Here is a 24,131-nt window from a genome sequence, read left to right on the forward strand (position 1 = left end):
TCTGCGGGAGCTTCGGACACGTCGGATTCCTTCCGGAGGTCAGCGCGCGGGTCGGGGGCGCACAGCCTCCTATTGTAGTTCTCGTGCAGACGTCAACGCTTCTGGGACTCGGGCCCGGCGTTGCCGCCGCCGTCGTCATCCTCGCCGCCCTCGCCGCCGCTGTCCACCGCTGGGCGCTCGACGGCGGGTGGCTCCCCCCGCTTACGGCGAGCCTGCGCGCGGTGGTCCAGCTCGCCGTCGTCGCCCTCCTCGTGGCCCAGCTCGGGCAGAATCCGTGGCTCGCGCTCGGCTTCGCGCTCCTCATGTTCGTCATTGCGACTGTCACGTCCGGCCGCCGAGTGGACCGCGCGCGCTGGTGGTGGTCGGCGGGACCCATCGCCGCAGGCGTGCTGCCCGCCACTGCCGTGCTCCTGGTCACCGGGGTGCTGCCGTTCGCGGGCCTGGCGCTCATCGCGCTCATCGGGCAGCAGGTGGGCGGGGCGATGACGACAACGAGCCTCGCCGGCCGCCGCGTGGTCGCCGAGCTCGCGGGGCGGCGCGGGGAGGTCGAGGCCGCCGTGGCCCTCGGCTTCGAATGGCCGGCCGCTCGGCTCCTTGTCGCGAGGCACACGGCCCGAGAGGCGCTCGTCCCGGCGTTGGACCAGACTCGGACCGTGGGCACGGTGACCCTGCCGGGGGCGTTCGTGGGCATGGTCCTCGGCGGAGCGAGCCCGGTGGACGCCGCCATCGTCCAGCTCGTGGTGCTCGTCTCGCTCCTCGCCGTCGGGAGTCTCTCGGCCGCCGCGACGCTGTGGCTGTGCGCGTCAGGGGGCTGGGGACTGAGCGCAGGGGGCCTCGCGCGGGAGGTCTGAGGAATAATTCCCGCAAGGCCCGGGCTGCTACGTTCGTGACCGTGAAACCCGATGCCTCAACCCGGCCCGAGACAGCGACTGCCCCTGCCCGAGCGGGCCTCCTCTTCGGCATCGGTGCCTACGGTCTCTGGGGGCTGCTCCCCCTGTACTTCCTGACCCTCGCCCCGGCCGGTCCGGTGGAAATCGTGTCCGATCGCGTCCTGTTCTCCCTCGTGGTGTGCTTTGTGCTCATCGCCGTGACCCGGGCCTGGCGGTCCCTCGGCGCCGTGCTGCGCAGCGGGCGGGTCTTCTGGGCCCTCGCCCTCGCGGCCGCTCTCATCGCGGTGAACTGGCTCACGTACACGTTCGGCGTGCTCACCGGGCACACGATCGAGGCCGCCCTCGGGTACTTCATCAACCCGCTCGTGTCGGTGCTCCTGGGCGTGCTGGTGCTCAAGGAACGGCTGCGGCCGATCCAGTGGGCGGCGGTCGGCACGGGCGCGGTCGCCGTCGTCGTGCTCACGGTGGCCTACGGCCAGGTGCCGTGGATCGCGCTCATCCTGGCCTTCAGCTTCGGCTTCTACGGGCTGGTCAAGAACCGCGTCGGCGCAAAGGTCGATGCCGTCACGAGCCTCACGGTCGAGACGATCGTGCTCGCTCCCGTGGCCCTCGGCGTTGTGGTGTGGCTCGGCGTTGCCGGCACACTCACCCTCACAGGCTACGGTGCGGGCCACTTCTGGCTCCTGGCTGCGAGCGGCATCATCACGGCCGTGCCGCTGCTGTTCTTCGGGGCGGCCGCCCGACGGCTGCCCATGACGACCATCGGGCTCCTGCAGTACATCGCACCGGTCATGCAGTTCATCATGGCCGTGACCGTGCTCGGGGAGCACATGGCGCCCGAGCGGTGGATCGGCTTCGGCATCGTGTGGCTCGCCCTCGCGGTCCTGACGGCGGACATGCTGCTCGTCTCACGGCGGCGCCGGATGAACCTGCGCCGGGCTGGGCTCGCGACCCAGTCCGAGGCCCAGTCAGCGGCGGACTTGGCGGACCGGGAGGACAGTGCCGCGGTGGCTGCGCAGACCTCCACCGGCCAGCTCCGCGCCCCGCACGAGGCCTGATCGGGCAGGCCGAGGTCTGCAAGCCTCTTGGCAGGCTCTCGGCGGCATGGGAGGCCGTGGTGCGCACCTGTTATGCCGGTCGGGGCCTGTTGTGTTGCTGGCCGGTCAGGCCGAGAGCCTCCGCGCCCGAGCGAACGCGGCCTCCAGCCTCGCAATGATGACCTCTGGAGCCATGAGCTCCGGCCATCGTGTCCGCACCACCGTCCAGCCAACCTCCATCAGAGCCACTTCGCGCTGACGCTCAAGCAGCAGCGCCTCCGAGGTTGGGCGGTAGTCGAAGTACTTGGAACCGCCGTCGAACTCCAGGATCACCAACAGATCCGGCCACGCGAAGTCGGCCCGGAACAGTCCCTGGCTCGTGGAGATCTCGTATTGGAGAGTCGGAGCAGGTATGCCCGCGGCAGCAAGCGCCAGGCGCGTCCGCGTCTCGCCCGCTGACTCGGATCTTGCATCCAAGACGGCCAGGACGTCCTCGACCCTGCGGGATCCTCGTACCACCCGGGTCCCCTCGGCAGCTGCCCGGATGCGCTCGATCGTCACCCCTCGCCGCAGTGCGCTGTCCCCGATGATCGCGGCGCGCTCGATGTCCAGAGTGCGGGCACAGTCCGCGACCGCGCGTTCTACACCGACCGCTGTGGCGATGCGGCCCGGTGCGATCGCCACTCCTGCCAGGTCAACCTCGGGCACCGGGAGCGAATGTGCGACGACGTCGACTCCGTGGCTCGTCTTCGAGCCGGAGTACGGCACCGTGACGTGCACCTTCGGGCCGACGTCCCACGTGCTGAGCCCGTGAGCGCGTGCGCCCGACGTATGGCTGTATACGGCGGAGCCACCGGTCGACAGCCAGTGCGCCTCGATCTTCAACCGGTCCTGTTCCCAAGGCTTGAGTGCCAGCCACGTAGTGCGGCGGACGTACACGCCGCGCCGTAGCCGGACAAGCTCCCGCCGCTTCACGGCCTCGGTGAGGACCCGGTGGTCAACGCCGCGCGCCGCGAGTTCACGGGTCGACGCGACCGTCACGTCTGGCCATCGCTCATCGAAGAAGTTGGTCAGGGTCGGTGTGCTCATGGCGGCAGTCTCGCGCTCTGGGGCAAGCCGCGTCGCCCTGCTGCCGAGCCATGTGGACAGAACCGTCCGAAGCGCCGAGTCCATTGGCAGGCCCGCGGCGGCATGGCAGGTGCTGGTGCGCGCCTGCTGTGCCGTTCAGGGCCTGCTGTCGCGCTCAGGACCTGCGGCGCTGGTGGGGGCCCGCTGTGCCGCTCGGGGTCCGATGTGGCGCTGGAGGCCCGTCCGCGTGTCCTCAAGCCGCCGCGTCGTCCTCCGGCAGCGCGGAGCGCGAGGTGCCGAGGCCGAGGCCGAGGCCGAGGCGACCGAAGAGCATCCCCGCGCCGACCGTGTTCCCGACGAGATAGGCCGCACCTGCACCCGAGCCCACAAGGGCGATGAGCAGCACCGGGCCGCCGGCAACGTACGTGATGAGCGCGGCGAGGGCGCCCGCCACCATCGCGTTGAAGCAAGTGAGGAAGAACACGGTGCTGGAGATGGCGTGCAGCGGGATGGGCCTGCCCCGCCCGACGGAGGAGGTCGCGAACACGCCCTCGCGATCATCCGAGATGGAGGTGACGAAGACGTCCTCGATCCCGGGCACGAGATCGCGGTAGGCGCCGCGCAGCCGATTCATCCCCGCGATGAGCAGGTGGTCCTCCTCGCTGCCGATCGAGACGCGCAGCAGCGTCAGCGAGCCCAGGACCAGCAGCATCGACGTGAGCCCAATCGCCATGACCCAGAATCCGTTGCCGAACCCGGTCGCCTGCGCCACGAGGGCCAGGACTACAAGGGACGCCGATGAGACCGTGAGGTGGATGCTGATCCGGCTCATGAGCTCGTTCCACAGCATGCCCCGCGTCCCGAGCAGACTCCAGTGCTCGGTGGCCAGGATCGTCGCGATCACTGCGGGCGGCACCGCATCGCCGGAGGCCTCGGGGGCAGGGGGCTGCTGCCCCGCGGACGTCGGAATCGGAGGCGCGGCGTGCGGTTCTGCGCTCATGGTCCATGGTGGTCCAGGGCCGCGGACCGCGTAAAGGGACCGTGCGCGGGCCGAGGCGACGCACGACGCCCCCGGCCGGTGGAACGCCGTCAGGTGCCGGGCGGCGTCGTGCGCACCATCACCGAGGCGAGCCGCACGGCGGCGGAGGCCCGGACGATCGTCACGATCACGGCATTCTCGACGACCCCACGCACGAGGGTCTCGAGGTCCTCCGGCGCAGCGGCCCCGTGCAGGTCGTTGAACACACACTTGGCGAGCGCGAGGTGCAGGAGGTGGCCGCCGGACGGGACGGCCAGGGAGACCTCCGCGCCGCCCGACTTGTGGTGGCTATCCCAGTGGGTGGGACTCGGCACGCTCGTAGTCGCGCGGGACCACGACCATGGGCACGGGCAGGGAGCGCAGGACTTTGTTCGCGGTCGAGCCCAGGAACAGCTGGTTCTTCTGGGCGAGCCGGCTCGATCCGACGAGCACGAGTTCGCCGTCGAGCCAGTCGAGGCTGTCCACGGCCTCTTCGAACGTGCGCCCGTGCGCCACCTCGACACTCGCCTCATGGCCGGGCGGGAGGCGGTGCGCGGCCTCCGTGAGGACGGTGTTCGCATGGCGGTGGGCGGCGTTGATGTTCTCGCCGAAGTCGTCGGCGCGCGCATCGAGCTCCACGAGGGAGACGAACCGCAGCGGCACGTTCCGCCGCCCGGCGGCGACCAGTGCGACGTCGACCGCGGCCTCTGACCCCTCGCGCCGGCCGATGAACGCTGTGATGCGCTCGATCGGATCCATGCGGTGATAGCCACGCGGCGCGAGTGCGACCGGGATCGGCGAGGCGTGCAGGAGCGCGTTGGCGACGGAGCCGACCGTATACCGCTTGAAGAGTCCGTTGCTGGCGGCGCCGACCACGATGAGTGCGGCCTCGAACTCGACGCCGGCCTCGATCAGGGTCGCGGCGAACGAATGGCCGTGCCGCACATGGAATGTCGCCTCGACGTCGGAAGGGACCAAAGCGAGGGCCTCGCGTTGGGCGGTGAGAGTCTGCTGCTCCTCGGGGTGGACCCGTTTGCCGTCCGGATTGGCCGCAACGTAGGGGGCGTCCTCCCCGATGACGAGCATGAGGTCCAACGAGGCGCCCTGGGCCCGCGCGATCGCGACGGCCAGAGCCACCGCATCCGCTCCCCGCTGGTCTGCCTGGTAACCGACGACGTAACGCATGGCCCACCCTTCCTTCAGGTCGAGTCACGGCAGACGGCGAGGGCGCCCGGGGTATCCGGGCGCCCTCGTCCCGGTCTGCGGCTGATACCGCAGACTCTACCGGGAAGTGATGCCTACGCGACGGCGCGGATCGCCGCCTCGAGCACATCGAGTCCGTCGTTGAGCAGCTCATCGTTGATCACGAGCGGAGGCAGGAGCCGGATCACGTTGCCGTAGGTGCCGCACGTGAGGATGATGACGCCTTCCTTGAGGCAGTAGTCGGCGATCGCCTTGGTCGTGGCGGCGTCCGGCTCCTTGGCCTGGGCGCTGCCGCGCTTGACGAACTCGAGCGCCAGCATGGCCCCGCGGCCGCGGATCTCCCCAATGATGCCGTTCTCGCCGAGCTCCGCCTGAAGCCTGCCGAAGCGCTCCTTGACGGTCGCCTCGATCTCGCGGGCGCGGCCGCGCAGGTCCTGGGAGTCCATGGTCTCGATCGCGGCGAGCGCGGCGGCGCAGGCCACCGGATTGCCGCCGTAGGTGCCGCCCAGACCGCCGCCGTGGACGGCGTCGAGCAGCTCGGCGCGGCCCGTGACCGCGGAGAGCGGCATGCCGCCCGCGATGCCCTTCGCCGTCGTGATGAGGTCCGGGACGACGCCCTCGTGCTGAACGGCGAACCATTCGCCCGTGCGGGCGAAGCCGGACTGGACCTCGTCCGCGATGAAGACGATGCCGTTCTCCTTCGCGAACTCGGCGAGGCGCGGCAGGAAGCCCTCGGCCGGGACGATGAACCCACCCTCGCCCTGGATCGGCTCGATCACGATGGCCGCAATCTGGTCGGCGCCGATCTGCTTGCTCATGGTCAGGATGGCGCGCTCAGCGGCCTCCTTGCCTGTGATCTGCGCGTTCTCCTCGCGGAACGGGTAGCTCATGGGCGCGCGGTAGATCTCGCTGGCGAACGGTCCGAAGCCGTACTTGTACGGCATGGCCTTCGCCGTGAGGCCCATCGTGAGGTTCGTGCGGCCGTGGTAGGCGTGGTCGAAGGCGACGACGGCGCTGCGGCCCGTGGCGACTCGGGCGATCTTGATCGCGTTCTCGACGGCCTCGGCACCGGAGTTGAACAAGACCGTGCGCTTGGCGTGGTGGCCCGGGGTGAGCTCGTTGAGCTTCTCGGCGACGGCGACATAGCCCTCGTAGGGCGTGACCATGAAGCACGTGTGCGTGAAGTGCTCGACCTGCTCCTTCACGGCGCCCACCACCGCCGCATCGGACGCGCCCACGGTCGTCACCGCGATGCCCGAGCCGAGGTCGATGAACGAGTTGCCGTCGACGTCATGGATGATGCCGCCGTCGGCGTCCGCGACGTACACCGGCACGGACGAGGCGACGCCCGCGGCGACGGCCGCTGCGCGACGTGCGGTGAGCTCGAGGGACCGAGGCCCCGGGAAGTCCTTGAGGACCTTGCGCTTCTGCTCGAGGCGGTACTGGATGTCCATGGATGCAATCCTTTCGTCGGTCCCAAGGTAATGCGAGGCAGGCCACAGCAGGAATGGCCGATCGCACGAGTCACCCGGCGCAACGTAGTGCGATCAACCAGCGCCCTTGCCTATAGTTGAACGCATGGCCCTCACCCTCGCCGAGCTCCTCAACCACGCCGATCTCGGCCTCCGGCTCGCGGGCTCCGCCACCGCCACGCTGCGCGAAGAGATCCGCTGGGTGGCCGTCACGGAGCTTGAGGATCCGGCGCAGTTCCTCACCGGCGGGGAACTCGTCCTCACCACCGGGGTCCGGCAGCGCACCGCCATCGAGCAGCGCCGGTTCGTGCGCGTGCTCCGGCGGGCCGGCGCCCTGGGCATCGGTTTCGGCGTAGGCCTCGGGCACGACGAGATCCCGCCTGCCCTCATCGCGGAGGCGAACCGCTGGGGCGTGCCGGTGATCGAGGTCCCGTACCGGACGCCGTTCATGGCCATCGGGAAGCTCGTCGCCGATTCCCACTCGGCCGACCACTACGCGAGCCTCGAGCGCCTCATCGGCGCACACCAGGTGTTGGCCCGCTCGCTCCTGACGGGCGGCGGCCTCCACGAACTCCTCAAGCACCTCGGCACCATGCTGCACACCGAGATCATCCTGACCCAGTTCACGGCCCAGCTCTACGCCTCGGGACCCGAGGCCGGGACGCCCACCATGGACCGATGGGTCCCGTACCCCGTCCCAACCGGTCGCCGCGACGCGTGCACCCTGTGGGCCAAGAAGCCGTTCGAGGACACGGGGATCATCTCGTACGCGCAGAACCTCATCAGCATCGAGCTCAACAACCTCACGAAGCAGCGCCAATCCCAGCGGGCCCTCGCCGGGCAGGTGATCAACGACGTCGTGCGCGGAACCCTCGAAGCCGAGGAGGCCTCGCGCCGGCTCGCCGCGATCGGGGTCAACTCGACGAAGCGCAACGTGGTGCTGCTCGCCGAATCCGCCGCACACCACAAGAACCTGCGCGGGGCCACGCTCCCCGCCGCGCTCGACGGCGCGGTGACCGCGATGCTCGACCGCGACCTCGCGGTGGTGGTGGAGGACGACGGCGCCGCCGCGCCGAAGCTGGGCCGCCTCCTCTCCGACCACCTCACCGAGGCGGGGATCCACGCGACGATCGGTATAGGCGGTGCCTACACGAAGCCCAACGGCCTGCGCTGGAGCTACTTCGAGGCCAAGGACGCCGCCGCCCGGGGCCTTGAGGTCAACGAGCCCGAGCGCCTGAGCATCACCTCGCTCCTGCTCGCGAGCGAGGACGTTCCCCTCGCGGACATGGCCGGGGAGGCGATCGGCCCGCTCGCCCGGTTCGACCGGCAGCACGGCGCCGAGCTCGTGCACACGCTCGAGACCTACCTCACCCTCAACGGCTCGGTGGCACAGGTCGCCGAGCAGCTCAACCTGCACCGGAACACCGTCCGCTACCGGCTCGGGCAGATCGCCGAGCTCACCGGGTACGACCCCGCCGTCACCGCCGACCGCGTGCAGCTGTACCTGGCCCTCGCGGTGAGGAAGGTCGCGAAGGCGTAGGGACCGATCCCTCTCGCCGAGGTGGGGTCTGCGGCGCGACCTCAGCGTCACACGGGGTGACCTCGCCACCACACGGGGTGACCTCGGGCCCACACGGGGTGACCTCGGCGAAGGAGGAGTCAGTCAGCCTACGACCGGGGCGCCGTTCGAGATCTCGACCATGTCCTCGCGCGCGACGACCTTGACGCGCTCGCGCGCCACCGGGCCCTTGTGCGTCGGAGCCGGCTCCGCAGCGGCGCCCAGGGCCTTCTCATGCGCGTCGAGCGCGAGCCAGCCCTCCCACGTCGTGTACTCGATGCCGCGCTCGGCCAGCAGGTCCGTCACGGCGGCCTCGGCGGGGGCCTCGGCGGCGGGCAGGTCCTCGCGGGCATCGAGCAGGTGCCCGATGGTTTCGAGGGCATCGCCCTTCGTGTGCCCGATGAGGCCCACGGGCCCGCGCTTGATCCAGCCCGTGGTGTACACCCCCGGCACCGGCAAGCCGTCAGCGTCGAGGACGCGGCCGCCGTCGTTCACCACCACACCGCGGCGATGGTCGAACTCCACGTCGGGCAGGGCCGAGCCGAAGTAGCCGATCGCCCGGTACACGGCCTGGACGGGGTAGTCGACGAACTCGCCGGTGCCCCGAACGGCGCCGGTCCCGTCGAGCTCCTGGCGCTCGAACCGGATCCCGGCCACGCGGCCGGGAGTCTCGGGCGAGTCGACGATCTCGACCGGGCTCTGCAGGAAGTGCAGGTGCAGGCGGCGCGAGGCGGTGAGCTCGGAGACATCCTCGGGCTGCTCGGCGATCCAGTTGGTCAGCGTGCCGACCATGGTCTTGACCTGGTTGTTGGTCTGGATCTCGCGGTCCGAGGCATCGTCGAACTCGAAGTCCTCGGGATAGAGCACGAGGTCGACGTCGTGCGAGTGGGACAGCTCGCGGAGCTCGAGCGGGGTGAACTTGACCTGTGCCGGGCCGCGGCGCCCGAACACGTGCACGTCGGTGACCGGGGACTCCTTGAGGATCCGGTAGACGTTGTCCGGGATCTCGGTGACGAGGAGCTCGTCGGCGTGCTTCGAGAGGACGCGGGCGACGTCGAGCGCGACGTTGCCGTTGCCGATCACCGCAACCTCGCGCGCTTCGAGCGGCCACTCGCGCGGCACGTCCGGGTGTCCGTCGTACCACGAGACGAAGTCGGCGCCGCCGAAGGAACCTTCGAGCTCGATGCCGGGGATGTTGAGGTCCGCGTCCTTGATCGCGCCGGTCGCGAAGACCACGGCATCGTAGTGCCGCTGCAGGTCAGCCAGCGAGAGGTCCGTGCCATAGTCCACGTTGCCGAAGAAGCGGATGTCGCCGCGGTCCAGGACCTTGTGCAGGGCGTTGACGATGCCCTTGATGCGCGGGTGGTCCGGAGCCACGCCGTACCGGATGAGCCCGTAGGGGGCCGGGTAGCGGTCGAACAGGTCGATGCTCAGCGTGAGCTCGCCCGAGGCAACGGGGGCGCTTTTCGTCAGCAGGTCCGCGGCGTACACGCCGGCGGGGCCGGAGCCGACGATGGCCACGCGAAGGGGACGCTGGGCGGTGCCCCGCGGGGCGGGGTTGAGGTTCGACACGGCTGTGTTCCTTCGGTTCGTTCTGAGGGTTCAGTGGAGTTGCGTGGTCAGGGATGCGCCGAGATCCGCGGTCGCGTAGGGGCTCACGCGCACGACGTCGCCGATCACGATCACCGCGGGGTTCGCGACTCCAACGGCGCGGGCACGGTCAACAATGGTACCCAGTGTCGCGATCGTGACGCGCTGATCGGGTGTCCAGCCGCGCTCGACGATGGCGACGGGCGTGTGCGCCGCGAGACCGCGCACACGCAGCACGGCGACGGACTCCGCGAGCCGGCGGACGCCCATGAGCAGGACGATCGTGTGGTCCGACCGGGCGGGAAGCTCGGCGAGCTCATCGTGGCCCGTCGCGACGCTAAAGCCCGTCGCGAGGCCGCGGTGTGTCACGGGGATGCCTGCGGCGGCAGGCACCGAGATGGCGCTCGTGACACCGGGGACCACCTCGACGTCGACGCCATGGCGCCGGCAGAACTCGGCCTCCTCGCCGCCGCGCCCCAGAACGTACGGGTCGCCGCCCTTGAGGCGCACGACGACGTTTCCGGCCAGGGCCTCGCGCACGAGGATCTCGTTGATCTCGTCCTGCGTGGCTTGATGCGCGCCGGGGGCCTTGCCGACCTCGATGACGCGCGGACCGCCGGAGGCGGCATCCCCGAGCTCAGCGAGGAGCCCCCGCGGCCCGAGCCTGTCGGCCACGACGACGTCGGCCTCGGCCAGCAGCTGCCGGCCGCGGACCGTGATGAGCCCGGTATCGCCCGGACCGCCGCCCACGAGGGCGACCCGCCCGCCAAGGGACCGGCTGCCCGTGGGAGCCAGCCCCGCGCCGTCGTGCGCGTCCCGTCCGGGAGAGGTGCGGCGGTGCCGCCGCAGCGGCAGATTCCCGGTGCGCAGCGCCAGGACGATCGCGTCCTTGAGGGCCTTCGCGCGACGCGGGTCTCCCCCGGCGTTCACGGCGACGGTGACGTCGTCGACCCGGGCGGTCGCGGGGGTCCAGGCGGCGGAGGCCTCGTGATCGGCGGCATTGACGCACCAGATGCGCCGATCCTCGGCCTCTGCGGCCACCCGCGCGTCCAGCTCCGGCAGGCCCGTCGCGGTCTGGACGAACCACACGCGCTCCAGATCAGACGCCTCGTAGCCGCGGCGCACCCACGTGACGAGGCCAGCCTCCGCGAGGCGCACGACGTCGTGCCCCGCCTCGGGCGCCACGACGGTCACCTTCGCGCCGGCGTCGAGCAGGCCCCGGGCGCGGCGCGCAGCCACGGCGCCGCCGCCGACCACGAGCACATCCCGGCCGAGAAGCCGCAGCGAGGTGGGGTACAGGTCGATGCCGCTCATCGCGTGCCTCCCGTGAGAAGTCCGCGGCGGGCGAGGATGCGCCGCTCGAGGGGTCCGAAAACAGCCAGCTCGATCGCAATGCCGACGGCCAGGATCACAAGGATCGCGCTCATGACCACGCCCATGTCGCTCAGGGTCCGGCCCTGGTCGAGAAGGGATCCAAGCCCGTACCCGAGAGTCCCGCCCACGGCGATGATCTCCGCGGCCATGAGCGAGCGCCACGAGAACGCCCACCCCTGCTTGAGCCCGGCCACATAGCCCGGAAGCGCCGCGGGGAGCACGATATGGAGCGCGAGCTCGGTCCGCGACGCGCCAAGGACCTTGCCGACGGACCGGTACTGCGGCGGGATCTGGTCGATCCCCGCAATGAGCCCGTTGATGATCGAGGGGATCGCACCCATGAGCACCACGAAGTACACGGTCGCATCGGTGAGTCCGAACCAGATGATCGCGGCCGGCACCCACGCGACGGACGGCAGGACCTGGAGGCCCGAGATGAGCGGGCCGAACGCGCGGCGGAGGGGCTTGACCTGGCCGAGGAGCAGTCCGAGCGGGGTCGCGACGAGCGCACTGACCGCGAAGCCCACGAGCCCGCGCTGGAGCGAGGTCCAGACCGCTTCCTGGGCCCGGCCCTCCTTCCACAGCTCGCCGAGCGACGCCGCCACGTCGAGCGGGCCGGGGACGAGGTCGCGGCGCTTGAGGCCGAGCGTCACATAGAGCTGCCAGACGAGGATTAGGACCACTACGGCGGCAAGCGGCAGGAGCGCCCGTGACCAGTCCCGGTGGCGCCTGACGGTGTCCGACTGGAGCTGGTCGAGCCCTGATTCGAGGGCGCGGAGCTCCTCTCCGGTCGGCTCGCCGACGGTCGAGACGTTGGTGAGCGGCGGGAGGCCGCGGTCCTGGGAGGCCTGCGTGTCCTTTTCGAGCAGCGGATTACTTGGCATGGCGGGCGATCTCCTGCCGCAGTCGGGAGGTGAGCTCGGCTGTCAGGGCGGCGGCCGCGGCGGCGTCATGCTTCGTGGCGTCCGGGACAGACCACTCGGCGACGACGCGCCCGGGCCGCGACGAGAGCAGCAGGACGCGCTGTCCGAGCCGCACAGCCTCGCGGACGTTGTGCGTGACGAAGATGATGGTCCGCCCGGTCTCCCGCCAGATCCGGGTGAGCTCCTCGTGGAGGAGGTCGCGCGTGATGGCGTCGAGGGCCGCGAACGGCTCATCCATGAGGAGGACCTGCCGGTCCTGCGAGAGCGCCCGGGCCAGGGCGACGCGCTGCCGCATGCCCCCCGAAAGCTCGTGCGGGCGCTTGTCCGCGGCCTCGCCGAGGTGAACGAGGTCGAGGAGTTCGACGGCGCGTGCCCGCCGCTCCGCCTTCGGCACCCCGCGGAGCTTGAGCGCGAGCTCGATGTTGGCCCGTGCCGTGAGCCACGGGTACAGTGCGGCGTCCTGGAACATGAACGCGGCACCGTCCGCCGGGACCTCGAGCGCGCCAGCGGTGGGCCGCTCGAGACCGGCGATGATGTTCAGGAGCGTGGACTTGCCGCAGCCCGAGGCACCCAGGAGTGCGACGAACTCGCCTTGGGCGATGGTTGCGTTGACGCTGTCGAGCACGGGCGCGCCGGCGCCGAAGCGCTTGCCGAGGTTCTCGAGCACTACGGTCATGTCTTGGTCCTCTCGTCCCGTCAGTCCTGGCCCAGGCCAGCGGCGCTGACCTTCGCCTGGCCCGACAGTGCGTTCAGTGCGCGCAGGTCGAAGAGACCGTGGAGGTCCGCGGTCTTCGTGACCCCTGCGGTGACGCCGTCCGCAAGGAGCTTGGGGTAGGCGCCCGCGAGCGGATCCGTGGTGAACGTGATGTTGCCCAGGGCCCGCTCGATGACGTCCGCGGGCAGCTCGGACCCTGCCGCGGCCTTGAGCGCCGCGTTGACGGTGCTCGCCTTCTGGGCGGGGGTCGCGCGGCTGAGCCAGTCGACGGCGGCGACGTGGCCCTTCAGGAGGGCTTCGACCGTCTGAGGATGCTGTGCAGCGAACGTCTTGTTGACGATGAGGATCGTGGTCGGGAACTCGCCGGGCTTTCCCGTGCCGCTGCCGTCCCACAGGTCCTTCTCGTCAACGAGCACCTTGGCGCCGGCCTGGAGCACGAGGCGGGACGCCCACGGCTCGGGGAGCCACGCGCCGTCGAGCTTGCCGTCCTGGAAGAGCTTGAGGGTCTGCGCGTTCTCGGTCGGGTTGATGGTGACGTCACCGCCGCCGTTCGGGGTGGTCTTGAGGCCCTTCGACGCGAGGTACGCGCGGAGTGCCACGTCCTGGGTGCCGCCGAGCTGGGGTGTCGCGAGGACCTTGCCCTTGAGCTGCTCCGGTCCGGTGATGCCCGGCTGGACCACGAGCTGCGCGCCGCCGGCAGCTGCGCCCGCGATGACGGAGACCGACTCCCCGTGGCTCTGCACGAACGAGTTGATGGCCGGGTTCGGGCCGACGTATGCGGCGTCGATCGCGCCCGCGTTGAGCGCCTCGATCGCTGCCGGGCCCGCATTGAATACCTGCGTGGTGAGGCTGTTGGTGCCGGCATCCTTGAGGGTGCCCGCGATGAGACCGTTCTGCACTCCCACGAGGGCGGGGGCGTGGGTGACATTGCCGAAGTAGCCGAGCCGCAGCTGTGGTGCCGGGGTCCCGGTGGCGACGGACGACGTCGTGCGCTGCTCGCCGCTGTTCAGTGCTGTGGCGACCGCTGTGCCCGCACCGAGGAGGATCACGACGGCGGCCGCGATGCCGAGGGCGATCGCTCGCCCACGTTTCGGGGGACCCGAGTCGGCGGTGATGCGGATGGTTTCAGGGGTCTTGACGGTCTCGCTCATGGGAGGTTCCTCGATCTCGCAGTGTCGTCAGGTCTCGGACGGGGCCTATCGACGGGCCCGACATCGGGGCATTCGACGCCCGGTCCGGGTGGTGCGCTGCGTGATCATGGGTTCCATGATGGAGGGACCCCGGGTGCGTGGCCAAGGGTCCGGTCACGGGCGTTCACGCTGCGTCACGAGACGTCACACGACGCAACGCCGATGCCCCGAGCTCACCCCGGATGCGGACTTCACCTCTGTGCGCCGTTCGCCGGGGTGGGCACGCCGCGTCGGGTGGTCGCCCGCCAGTGACGACGCGTACCGTTGCCTGAGTGACATCGCCTTTCGAAGACCCGGAGTTCGTTTCGCGACTGGCCCGGATGGGCATTGTCCACACCCCTGGGATGGCCGCCCGGATGATGGACGAGCTCGCGCCGCTGCTCGCCGACGAAGGAATCGACCTCAACGACCGCGATGGCGACAACGATCTCGGCGCGGTCAATGAAGCGCTCGCCCGCGCGACCGAGCGCCACAACCTCACGCTGTTCACTCCGGTCGGTGCGCGGCGGGCCGGGGCCCTCGCGGTCCTGAGGCTCTTCGCCGAGTCATTCTGCGAGGGTGATGAAGACCGTGCCGCCGCAGTGCTCGCAGGCGTAGAGAGCGAACCGGCGGGCGACGCGCCAGCCATCTCGCACCTCGTCGGCGTGAGTCTCGGACTCCTCGACAGCTGGCACACCGACCCCGAACTGCGTGCCGCGCTCACGGCCACGCGTGTGCCGCGGTGGAACCGGGCCGCACGTGCCGCGGCCACTGATGTCCTCGCGCTCGCCCGCAAGGGGCGCGCGTTCGCATCGCTGGGGAGCCTGCACCGGCATGGGGGGCTGGCACTGTTCGAGGGATCCGTGCTTCTCGTTGCGGCATCTCTCAGCGCGCGCGCCGCGAGCGAGAAGACGTCCGTGCGCGACGTCGCCGGGCGGGTGCTCGTCGACGGCCCGTCGTCGGGGCCTCCGACGCCAAGCGCCCCGGTAGCGGCGTCCCCCCAAGCGCCGGGAAGCAGTTTCATGCGTCCCCTGGGAGCGCGCGGTGCGAAAGCGCAAGGCCCGGAAGCACCGGGGCGTCCCATGGGCCGGGACCTCCAGATTGCGGACCGTGCCCTGCGGCGAAATTTCGGCACATGGCTCGAACGCGCCCCGTCGATCGCCGCTCCCACGGTGTCCGACGAGCTGTTGCTGACGCAGGCGCTGGTGGACATCGGGCGCGGCCACGGCCTTGATCTGCACCGGGCCCTCGACGTCGAACCTCTGATCGACCTGCTCTGGGAGGCCGACGGCGCCGATCACCCCGAGGTGCTCGAGACGCTGCACGACTACGTGCACTTCCGCCTCGACGCCGGTCACGACCTCGGCGGGTGGGAGGAGGCGCACGAGGCTGTCGAGGATGCGCTCGACGAGTCCGGCGCCGGATCGGGGCCCCTCGGCGCGATGCTGGAACATGCAGAGCAGGTCAACCCCGATGTGCGCCGCGGCGCGCTCGCGCAGACGCCGCTTATCGCGGCGGTGAACGAGCTGCTTGAGTGGGTCGGCACCGGCAGGCCCGTCACGCAGACCGGTGGTGTGCGGCGTGCGGACATCAAGCACGTCGCGACGATGCTGGGCATCCGGGCGGTCGGGGTTGCGAAACGCGTCGGCATTGAACACGGCGAGGATGCGCCGGTTCAGGCGCTGTCGATGGCCGACGTTCCCGTGCTCGCGCAGTGGTGGGAGGCGCTATCGAGTGCGGAGGTGATCCGGACCACCTCGTCCAGCGTCCGCCCGGGCCCCGCAGCCGCTGAGTGGGCAGCCGAGGGGCTTCCACCGCTCGAGCTGGCCGAGATGGTCGCTGGAGTATTCGTCGCAGGGATTCTGACGCGCCCGATGGCCAAAGGCGCCTTCGGCCGTTTCATCATCAAGAAATCCATCGTCCAGCTGATGCGCGCCCTCGCACCCGAGGATCTCGACATAGAGGTGCCCGAGCTGGCGCTGATCGGCGGGGGTCCCGTGTGGACGGTGCGGAGCCTCGAAGCCGCTGGCCTCGTCACCGGCGCCCTCTCGGCCCATCCCGAGGTCCCCGACCCACTGCGGGCCGCCGTCGCCCGTGGGCTCCTCCTCGTCGTTGCGCTCCTCGCCGACACCGACGAGGAGTAGAACCTTCCCCTGCACACCGCCCGAGTAGCGGAGCTGCTGGGTCATCACGTGCGAGAGGTCACGTTCCCTTTCGTGGCCGGGGGCCACCGCGGACGGCTCCCCGCCGGCCGCGGATGGGCCAGCGGGGAGCGTCCGTTCGGTGTCAGTGGAGGTCGAACCGGTCGAGCTCCATGACCTTCGACCAGGCCGCCACGAAGTCGTTGACGAACTTCTCCTTGGCGTCGTCGCTCGCGTAGACCTCCGAGAGAGCGCGCAGCTGCGAGTTGGAGCCGAAGATCAGGTCGACCGCGGTCGCCGTCCACTTGAGCTCGCCCGTCGCGACGTCGCGGATCTCGTACACGTTCTCCTCGGTCTCCGAAGCCTTCCACTGGGTGCCGGGAGAGAGCAGGTTGACGAAGAAGTCGTTGGACAGCACGCCCGGCCGGTCGGTGAGAACGCCGTGCGCAGAGCCTCCGTTGTTGGCTCCCAAAGCCCGGAGACCGCCCAGGAGCGCAGTCATCTCCGGCGCGGAGAGGTCGAGCATGTAGGCCTTGTCCACGAGCAGCGTCTCCGCCGGCACCTTCTCGCCGGGACGCAGGTAGTTGCGGAAGCCGTCCGCGCGGGGCTCGAGGTACGCCACCGACTGGATGTCCGTCTGTTCCTGCGTCGCATCGGCGCGGCCGGGCCGGAAGGGCGCCGTCACGTCGAATCCGGCGTCCTTCGCAGCCTTCTCCACGGCAGCCGAGCCGCCGAGGACGATCAGGTCCGCAAGGGAGACGCGCTTGCCATTGGTCTGGACGACGTTGAATGCCTCCTGCACGCCCTCGAGGGCCCGGAGCGCGGCCTCGAGCTGCTCTGGCTGGTTGACCTCCCAGTCGCGCTGCGGCTCGAGCCGGATGCGCGCACCGTTGGCGCCGCCTCGCCTGTCCGTCTTGCGGAAGCTCGACGCCGCGGCCCACGCCGTGCTGATGAGCTGGTCGGCACTCAGCGTGTCGAGGAGCCGAGCCTTGAGGGAGGCGATGTCGGCGTCGTCGATGAGCTCGTGGTCGACGGCGGGAACCGGGTCCTGCCAGATCTGGGGCTCCGCCACCCACGGGCCGAGCATGTGCGGTCCGACCGGGCCCATGTCGCGGTGCAGGAGCTTGTACCAGGCCTTGGCGAACGCGAGCGCGAACTCGTCCGGGTTCTCGAGGAAACGGCGCCCGATCGCCTCGTACGTGGGATCGATGCGCAGCGAGAGATCCGTGGTGAGCATCGTCGGACGGTGCTTCTTCTGCGGGTCGAAGGGATCGGGGATGATCTCGGGAGCATCTTTGGCGACCCACTGGTGTGCGCCGGCCGGGCTCTTCGTCAGCTCCCACTCGTAGCCGAACAAGATCTCGAGGAAACGGTTGCTCCACTCGGTCGGCCGGTCGGTCCACGTGACTTCGAGGCCGGAGGTGATGGTGTCGGAACCGTGGCCGGTCCCGTAAGTGCTGAGCCAGCCGAGGCCCTGGTTCTCCAGATTCGCGCCCTCGGGCTCGGGGCCGACGTGCGCGTCCGCGGGGGCGGCGCCGTGGGTCTTGCCGAATGTGTGCCCGCCGGCGATGAGGGCGAAGGTCTCCTCGTCATTCATCGCCATCCGGCCGAAGGTCTCGCGGATGAAGGCCGCGGCCGCGGCCGGATCGGGGTTGCCCTTGGGGCCCTCGGGGTTGACGTAGATGAGGCCCATCTCGGTCGCGCCAACCACCGGGACCATCTCGTCCTCGCTGACGTACCGGTCCTCGGCGAGCCACGTGTCCTCCGTGCCCCAGAAGATCTCCTCGGGCTCCCAGATGTCCTCTCGGCCGAAGGCGAACCCGAAGGTCGTGAAGCCCATGGACTCGAGGGCAACGTTGCCCGCGAGAACGAGCAGGTCGGCCCACGAGACCTTCTGGCCGTACTTCTGCTTCACGGGCCAGAGCAGGCGCCGGGCCTTGTCCAGGTTGGCATTGTCGGGCCAGCTGTTCAGCGGCGCAAAGCGCTGGCTGCCGTCCCCGGCGCCCCCGCGGCCGTCGAACACGCGGTACGTGCCGGCGTCGTGCCAGCTGAGCCGGATCATGAGACCGCCGTAGTGCCCGAAGTCGGCGGGCCACCAGTCCTGCGACGTCGTGAGGACCTCGGCGATGTCCTGTTTGAGCGCCTCGACGTCAAGCTTTGCGAACTCGTCGCGATAGCTGAAATCGGCACCGAGTGGGTTGCCCTTGGGGTTCTGGGCGTGGAGCACGGAGATGTCGAGCTGGTTCGGCCACCAGTCCGAGTTCTGCCGTGGGCGGTGGGCCTTGGGCTCAGGCGCCGGGATGGCGGGGTTTTCGCTCTCGCTCCCGGTCCCGGTCCCGGTCCCGGTCCCGGACGACGAAGCGCCGTCATGCATCACGGGGCATCCGCCCTGCTGGATGTCTCTCATCTGCTTCCTTCCTCCCCCGAGGCTCACCTCGGACTCGGTGCAACCTGTCGAACTCTGGGCATCCGATCACTGTGACAAGCACGACTGCCGGAACGCGCGGACTGCGGAAGGTGCGGCCACGGCGCCGTACTGTTCACTGCTGACGCTAGCAGTGTGAGGGACCCCACGCCCGTCCCCTGTCCATTCATCGGGCAGGCGGGGGTGGATCGCGCTGCGCGCCGGACACGCACGACGGCGCCCCTGGCCTCGTGAGGTGAGGGGCACCGTCGGCGGCAGAGGGACTGGTGGCCCGAGCTGCTCATGCCGACACGCGCTGGATCAGATCTGGCGGCGGCCTGGGGTGACGCGCATGTCAGGCTTCCCCACCAGCCCTGATGCCAGCACGCTCCGCAGCGCTGCTGTAGCGGACAAGTGCGCTTCGGTGGCACTTGTCCGCTACGGCGGCACTGCAGTGTTGAGCCGGTGCAGGATACCGGGCCCAGATGGGCGTCGCCCCCATCTCCAGGGCAAAGGCGCACAGCCGAAGCTTCGACGTGGCTTCGCTCCGCTCAGCCAGTGAGATTCGACTCCGGGCTTCGACTTCGCTCAACCACCGGCGCCGGTCAGATCCAGTAGCGCTCGTCCTCGGTATCGCCGGGGTGCGTGCGGACCATGCCGGCGGCGAGGGTGTTGCCGTTCTGGGGATCGATGACGAGGAAGGCACCCGTGCGGCGGTGCGCCGCGTACGGCTCGAGCGGCAGCGGCGCGGCCAGGCGAACCTGAACCTCGCCGATGTCGTTGAGGTCGAGGCCCGACGCCGGCGCCACCTCGAAGCTGTCGAGGTCCAGCTTGCCGGTCACGGCACGCACCAGGCCGCGCACTGTCGAAGTGCCGTGCTTCACGAGCACCTTGGCACCCTCACGAAGCGGCTTCGTCGAGAGCCAGGCGACGGACCCGTACAGATCGGCGGTGCTCTCCGGCAGCGTCCCCGCGGCCGCGATCGTGTCGCCGCGCGCCACGTCGAACTCGTCCGCGAGCCGCAGGGCCACGGAGAGCGGCGCACCGGCCTCCTCAAGAGAACGGCCCGCGACGTCGATCCCCACCACGGTCGTCTCACGTGCCGTCTGGCCGGGGGTCACGACGGCGACGCGGTCGCCCACGCGCACGGTCCCCTCGGTGACCTGCCCGGCGTAGGCCCGGTAGTCGCGGAACTCGCCCTCGTCCAGGCCCGGCGCGAGCGCGCCCTGGGGCCGGATGACGGTCTGGACCGGGAAGCGGAAGGCCTCTCCCTCGTCAGACAGCTCATCGGTGCTCGGCAGCGACTCGAGCAGCTCGATCAGGGTCGGCCCTGAGTACCACGGCGTCCGGTCCGACCGGTCGACGACGTTGTCGCCGTCGAGCGCGGAGACCGGCACAGCCACCGCCTCGCGGAGGCCGAGCTCGGAAGCCACCCGCGCGACGTCGGCCGCGATCTGGGTGAACACAGGCTCCGAGAAGTCCACGAGGTCGATCTTGTTCACTGCCACGACCACGTGCGGCACGCGCAGGAGCGCCGCGACGGACAGGTGCCGGCGGGTCTGCTCGAGCACGCCCTTGCGCGCGTCGATGAGCAGCACCACGGCGTCCGCGGTGGACGCCCCCGTGACCGTGTTCTTCGTGTACTGCACGTGGCCCGGGCAGTCGGCGAGGATGAACGTGCGGCGGTCGGTCGCGAAGTAGCGGTACGCGACGTCGATCGTGATGCCCTGCTCGCGCTCGGCCCGCAGGCCGTCCGTCAGGAGCGCTAGGTCCAGGCCGCCGCGCTCCCCACCGAAGCCTCGGTCCGCGGAGGTGCGGGCCACGGCGTCGAGCTGGTCGGCGAGGATCGCCTTCGAGTCGTGGAGGAGACGGCCCACGAGGGTGGACTTGCCGTCGTCGACGGAGCCGGCGGTCGCGAAGCGGAAGAGGGTGCCCTCGGAGAGCGTGGCAGGCTCAACCAGCGTGTTCATCAGAAGTACCCGTCCTTCTTGCGGTCTTCCATGGCCGCCTCGGAAATCCTGTCGTCGGCGCGGGTGGCCCCGCGCTCGGTGAGGGTCGAGGCCGCGACCTCGCGCACCACGTCAGCCACCGTGTAGGCGTCGGAGAGCACGGCGCCGGTGCAGGACATGTCTCCCACCGTCCGGTAGCGCACGGTACGCACGACGACGTCCTCCCCCTCGCGCGGGAGGCTCACCTCGCCGACGGCCCGCCACATGCCGTCACGCTCGAACACGTCGCGGTCATGGGCGTAGTAGATGCTCGGGAGCTCGATCTGCTCGCGCTCGATGTACCGCCAGATGTCCAGCTCGGTCCAGTTGCTGATGGGGAACGCGCGCACATGCTGGCCCACGGTGTGGCGCCCGTTGTACAGGTTCCACAGCTCTGGGCGCTGGTTGCGCGGGTCCCACTGGCCGAACTCGTCGCGCAGGGACAGGATGCGCTCCTTGGCGCGCGCCTTGTCCTCGTCGCGGCGGCCGCCGCCGAACACGGCGTCGAACTTGTTGCGCTCGATGGTGTCCAGGAGCGGGATGGTCTGGAGCGGGTTGCGCGTTCCGTCGGCGCGCTCGGCGAGCTCGCCGCGGTCGATGAACTCCTGGACGGAGCCGACCACGAGCTTGAGCCCGAGCCGCTGGACCGTGCGGTCGCGGAAGTCGAGCACCTCGGGGAAGTTGTGGCCCGTGTCAACATGCAGGACGGGAAACGGGATCTTCCCCGGCCAGAACGCCTTCGCGGCGAGGTGCAGCATGACTACGGAGTCCTTGCCGCCCGAGAACAGCATCGCGGGACGCTCGAACTCGGCGACGACCTCGCGGATGATGTGGATAGATTCGGCCTCGAGCGCGTCGAGGAGGGGCAGTGACGCCGCCTGGGCCGGGGCTGGCACGGCGGTCTCGTCTAACTGAATGCTCATGTGTGGAGTCCGCATTCTGTCTTGTCGGTGCCGGACCAGCGGCCGGCTCGGGGATCCTCTCCAGGGGCGACGGGGCGCGTACACGGCGCGCAGCCGATGGATGGGAACCCCTGGGCAAGGAGGGGATTGACGGGCAGGAGGTTGTCCTCGGAGTACTGCACGAGCTGGTCGAAGGACCAGGCCGCGACGGGATTGACCTTGACGAGGCCGTTCTTCTCGTCCCACGTCACGAGCGGGGTATTCGTGCGGGTCGGGGACTCGTCGCGGCGCACGCCCGTGAACCACAGCTCGTACCCGGCGAGCGAACGGCTCAGGGGCTCGACCTTGCGCAGCGCGCAGCAGCGGCCGGGATCGCGGGCGAAGAGATCCTTGCCCTCGGCGGCATCCTGCTCGGCGACGGTCTGCCTCGGCGTGACGTCGACGATGGTCACGCGCAGGTTCTCGGCAACGGCGTTCCGCGTCTGGTAGGTCTCCGGGAAGTGGTAGCCCGTGTCGAGGAAGAGCACGTCGACGCCCGGGAGCTGGTCGGCAACAAGTGCCGGCAGGACGGCGTCGGCCATCGAGCAGGCGACGGCGGTCGCCTCGGTCCCGAAGTTCCTCGCCACCCAGCCGATCACCTCGTCCGCGGAGGCGTCCCAGCCGAGCTCGGCCGCGCCGGCCTCGGCGAGCGCCTTGAGCTCCTCCTTGGACCGCAGGTTTCGGCCCCGCTCACCCGCCGTCTGCTCAACGATCGTGGGCTCAGCCACCGTTTCCTCAGCCACTGTCGGATCGCTCACTGGAGGGCCTCCTCGTCTGCGGCGTGCGCCCACTCGGCAAAGGTCTGGTTGTCATCGGCGCGCTCGGCGAGGAACCGCCGCGTGACGCGCTCGACGTAGTCGGGCAGATCGTCGGTCGTGACCTTGAGCCCCCGGACCGTGCGGCCCGTCCCGGCCTCCTCGCGCGAATCGGACGCGAGGCCTCCGCCGAGGTGCACCTGGAAGCCGGGGGTCTGGCCGCCGTTACCGTCGGGCAGGAGCTGGCCCTTGAGTCCGATGTCCGCCGTCTGGATGCGCGCGCACGAGTTCGGACAGCCGTTCACGTGGAGGGTGAGCGGACGCAGGAGCTCGTTGGCACCGCCTGCGTCCGTGGTCCCCGCGGGGAAGCGCTTCTCGAGCTCGGCGATCGCCGAGGTGGCGGTGTCCTTCGTGTCCACGATCGCGAGCTTGCAGAACTCGATGCCCGTGCACGCGATGGTCGAGCGGCGCCACGGGCTCGGATTCGCGTAGAGGCCGAGCTCCTCGAGCCCTGCGACGAGGGAGTCGACGCGGTCCTGGTCAACGTCGAGCACCACGATCTTCTGGTGCGGCGTAGTGCGGAGGCGGGCCGAGCCGTGCGCCTCGATGAGGTCCGCGAGCTTGAGGAGGGTCTCGCCGGAGACGCGGCCCACGGTCGGCGTCGCGCCGATGTAGAAGCGCCCGTCCTTCTGGCGGTGCACGCCCACGTGGTCGCCCGGAGTCGTCGGCTTGACGGCCGCGGGACCGTCGGGGAGCGGCGCGGAGAGGTACTCGGTCTCGAGGACGTGCCGGAACTTCTCGGCGCCCCAGTCCGCCACGAGGTACTTGAGGCGCGCGCGGTTGCGCAGGCGCCGGTAGCCGTAGTCGCGGAAGATGCTCGTGACGCCGAACCACGCCTCGGCTGCCCGCGAGGGCTCGACGAACGCGCCCAAGCGGACGGCGAGGTGCGCTGATGTCGAGAGGCCGCCGCCCACCCACAGGTCATAGCCCGGGCCGAGCTCGGGGTGCACCACTCCGATGAGTGCGAAGTCGTTGATCTCGTGGACCACGTCCTGGCTCGGGTGGCCTGTGATGGCGGTCTTGTACTTGCGCGGGAGGTTGGCGAAGGACTCGTCGCCGATGTACCGGTCCGCGATCTCGCGGATCTGCGGCGTTGGGTCGAGGATCTCGTCCGCCGCGATGCCGGCCACGGGCGATCCGAGGATCACGCGGGGCACGTCGCCGCACGCCTCGGTGGTGTGCAGGCCTACCGCCTCGAGGCGGCGCCAGATCTCAGGCACGCTCTCGATCTCCACCCAGTGGAGCTGGATGTTCTGCCGGTCGGTGATGTCCGCAGTGCCGCGGGCGAAGTCGCGGGAGATGCCGCCGATGACGCGCAGCTGCTCGGTGGTGAGCGCGCCGCCGTCGATCCGCACGCGCATCATGAAGTAGCGGTCCTCGAGCTCCTCGGGCTCGAGCGTGGCGGTCTTGCCGCCGTCGATTCCGGGCTTGCGCTGCGTGTAGAGGCCCCACCAGCGGAAGCGGCCGTGCAGATCGGTCGAGTCGATCGAGTCGAAGCCGCCCTGAGCGTAGACCGTCTCGATGCGCTCGCGCACGCTGAGGCCGCCGTCCTCCTGCTTCCACACCTCGTTGGCATTGAGCGGAGCGGTGCCGTCCACCTTCCACTGGCCGTTGGGCTTGGCGGCGCGCGGCCGTGCGGGGCGGGCGCCCGCAGCGTCGGCTCCCCCAGTGCGCGGAGATACAGCGGTCTCTGTCATGGATTCGAGGGTACGGAGCAGGACGGGCGTGTCCCTAGGGCCCTGCAACGCACGGTCACGCGAGGACACATTTCGTCGCACTCATGGACAGGATGGGGCCGGCCCTTGACGTCAGCGCATGGCGTCAG

19 protein-coding genes are annotated in these 24,131 nt (G+C 70.2%); 4 read left to right on the top strand and 15 right to left on the bottom strand.

What is annotated here, in order from left to right; all coding sequences use genetic code 11:
* Positions 1–83 precede the first annotated feature (83 nt).
* Positions 84–851, top strand: coding sequence for an ABC transporter permease (locus AB5L97_RS14525; RefSeq protein WP_369045173.1), 768 nt, complete (start codon positions 84–86; stop codon positions 849–851).
* A 35-nt stretch (positions 852–886) separates the two neighbouring features.
* Entirely contained in the window at positions 887–1,948 is a 1,062-nt protein-coding gene (gene rarD / locus AB5L97_RS14530; protein WP_423246792.1) for an EamA family transporter RarD, read from the top strand.
* Positions 1,949–2,053: 105 nt separating this feature from the next.
* On the opposite strand, the gene AB5L97_RS14535 is transcribed toward rarD, so the two are convergent.
* The 5 genes from AB5L97_RS14535 to gabT form a co-directional block, all read right to left on the bottom strand.
* Positions 2,054–3,016 carry a hypothetical protein gene (locus AB5L97_RS14535; RefSeq protein ID WP_369045175.1) on the bottom strand — a complete coding sequence of 321 codons (963 nt, stop codon included), beginning with the start codon at positions 3,014–3,016 and terminating at the stop codon, positions 2,054–2,056.
* 232 nt (positions 3,017–3,248) lie between these two features.
* Positions 3,249–3,995: a hypothetical protein gene (locus AB5L97_RS14540; protein ID WP_369045176.1), complete on the bottom strand. Its 747-nt coding sequence runs from the start codon at positions 3,993–3,995 to the stop codon at positions 3,249–3,251.
* 89 nt (positions 3,996–4,084) lie between these two features.
* Positions 4,085–4,348, bottom strand: a complete 264-nt coding sequence (locus tag AB5L97_RS14545; protein WP_369045177.1) for a hypothetical protein — start codon at positions 4,346–4,348, stop codon at positions 4,085–4,087.
* Positions 4,323–5,198 (bottom strand): universal stress protein, encoded by an 876-nt coding sequence (locus tag AB5L97_RS14550; protein ID WP_369045178.1) that lies wholly within the window; start codon positions 5,196–5,198, stop codon positions 4,323–4,325. The genes AB5L97_RS14545 and AB5L97_RS14550 overlap by 26 nt, the downstream gene beginning before the upstream one ends.
* A gap of 113 nt (positions 5,199–5,311) precedes the next feature.
* On the bottom strand, positions 5,312–6,670 hold the full coding sequence (gene gabT, locus AB5L97_RS14555) for a 4-aminobutyrate--2-oxoglutarate transaminase (RefSeq protein ID WP_369045179.1): 1,359 nt from the start codon (positions 6,668–6,670) through the stop codon (positions 5,312–5,314).
* Between the two features lie 124 nt (positions 6,671–6,794).
* On the opposite strand from gabT, the gene AB5L97_RS14560 reads away from it, so the two are divergent.
* On the top strand, positions 6,795–8,228 hold the full coding sequence (locus AB5L97_RS14560) for a PucR family transcriptional regulator (RefSeq protein WP_369045180.1): 1,434 nt from the start codon (positions 6,795–6,797) through the stop codon (positions 8,226–8,228).
* A gap of 123 nt (positions 8,229–8,351) precedes the next feature.
* Here AB5L97_RS14560 and AB5L97_RS14565 read toward each other — a convergent pair whose 3' ends face one another.
* The 5 genes from AB5L97_RS14565 to AB5L97_RS14585 are packed head-to-tail and all read right to left on the bottom strand — an operon-like array spanning position 8,352 to position 13,999.
* Positions 8,352–9,818, bottom strand: a complete 1,467-nt coding sequence (locus tag AB5L97_RS14565; protein ID WP_369045181.1) for an FAD-dependent oxidoreductase — start codon at positions 9,816–9,818, stop codon at positions 8,352–8,354.
* A 30-nt stretch (positions 9,819–9,848) separates the two neighbouring features.
* Positions 9,849–11,150 (bottom strand): uroporphyrinogen-III C-methyltransferase, encoded by a 1,302-nt coding sequence (gene cobA / locus AB5L97_RS14570; protein WP_369045182.1) that lies wholly within the window; start codon positions 11,148–11,150, stop codon positions 9,849–9,851.
* Positions 11,147–12,094, bottom strand: a complete 948-nt coding sequence (locus AB5L97_RS14575) for an ABC transporter permease (protein WP_369045183.1) — start codon at positions 12,092–12,094, stop codon at positions 11,147–11,149. The genes cobA and AB5L97_RS14575 overlap by 4 nt, the downstream gene beginning before the upstream one ends.
* Complete coding sequence (locus AB5L97_RS14580; RefSeq protein ID WP_307955526.1) at positions 12,084–12,809, bottom strand: ABC transporter ATP-binding protein; 726 nt, start codon at positions 12,807–12,809, stop codon at positions 12,084–12,086. Before AB5L97_RS14580 ends, AB5L97_RS14575 begins: the two co-directional genes overlap by 11 nt.
* Before the next feature lie 20 nt (positions 12,810–12,829).
* Complete coding sequence (locus tag AB5L97_RS14585; protein ID WP_369045184.1) at positions 12,830–13,999, bottom strand: ABC transporter substrate-binding protein; 1,170 nt, start codon at positions 13,997–13,999, stop codon at positions 12,830–12,832.
* A gap of 311 nt (positions 14,000–14,310) precedes the next feature.
* On the opposite strand from AB5L97_RS14585, the gene AB5L97_RS14590 reads away from it, so the two are divergent.
* Positions 14,311–16,161: a hypothetical protein gene (locus AB5L97_RS14590; protein ID WP_369045185.1), complete on the top strand. Its 1,851-nt coding sequence runs from the start codon at positions 14,311–14,313 to the stop codon at positions 16,159–16,161.
* Between the two features lie 142 nt (positions 16,162–16,303).
* Here the strand turns inward: AB5L97_RS14590 and katG are convergent, their stop codons facing one another.
* The 5 genes from katG to AB5L97_RS14615 form a co-directional block, all read right to left on the bottom strand.
* Positions 16,304–18,532 (bottom strand): catalase/peroxidase HPI, encoded by a 2,229-nt coding sequence (katG, locus tag AB5L97_RS14595; protein WP_369047451.1) that lies wholly within the window; start codon positions 18,530–18,532, stop codon positions 16,304–16,306.
* 635 nt (positions 18,533–19,167) lie between these two features.
* Complete coding sequence (locus AB5L97_RS14600; RefSeq protein ID WP_369045186.1) at positions 19,168–20,532, bottom strand: sulfate adenylyltransferase subunit 1; 1,365 nt, start codon at positions 20,530–20,532, stop codon at positions 19,168–19,170.
* On the bottom strand, positions 20,532–21,473 hold the full coding sequence (gene cysD, locus AB5L97_RS14605) for a sulfate adenylyltransferase subunit CysD (protein WP_369045187.1): 942 nt from the start codon (positions 21,471–21,473) through the stop codon (positions 20,532–20,534). Before cysD ends, AB5L97_RS14600 begins: the two co-directional genes overlap by 1 nt.
* Entirely contained in the window at positions 21,470–22,204 is a 735-nt protein-coding gene (locus AB5L97_RS14610) for a phosphoadenylyl-sulfate reductase (protein WP_369047452.1), read from the bottom strand. The genes cysD and AB5L97_RS14610 overlap by 4 nt, the downstream gene beginning before the upstream one ends.
* A gap of 41 nt (positions 22,205–22,245) precedes the next feature.
* Positions 22,246–24,003 (bottom strand): nitrite/sulfite reductase, encoded by a 1,758-nt coding sequence (locus AB5L97_RS14615; protein WP_369045188.1) that lies wholly within the window; start codon positions 24,001–24,003, stop codon positions 22,246–22,248.
* Positions 24,004–24,131: the final 128 nt, after the last annotated feature.

The sequence above is a fragment of the Sinomonas sp. P10A9 genome, assembly GCF_041022165.1.
Taxonomy (GTDB): Bacteria; Actinomycetota; Actinomycetes; order Actinomycetales; family Micrococcaceae; genus Sinomonas; species Sinomonas puerhi.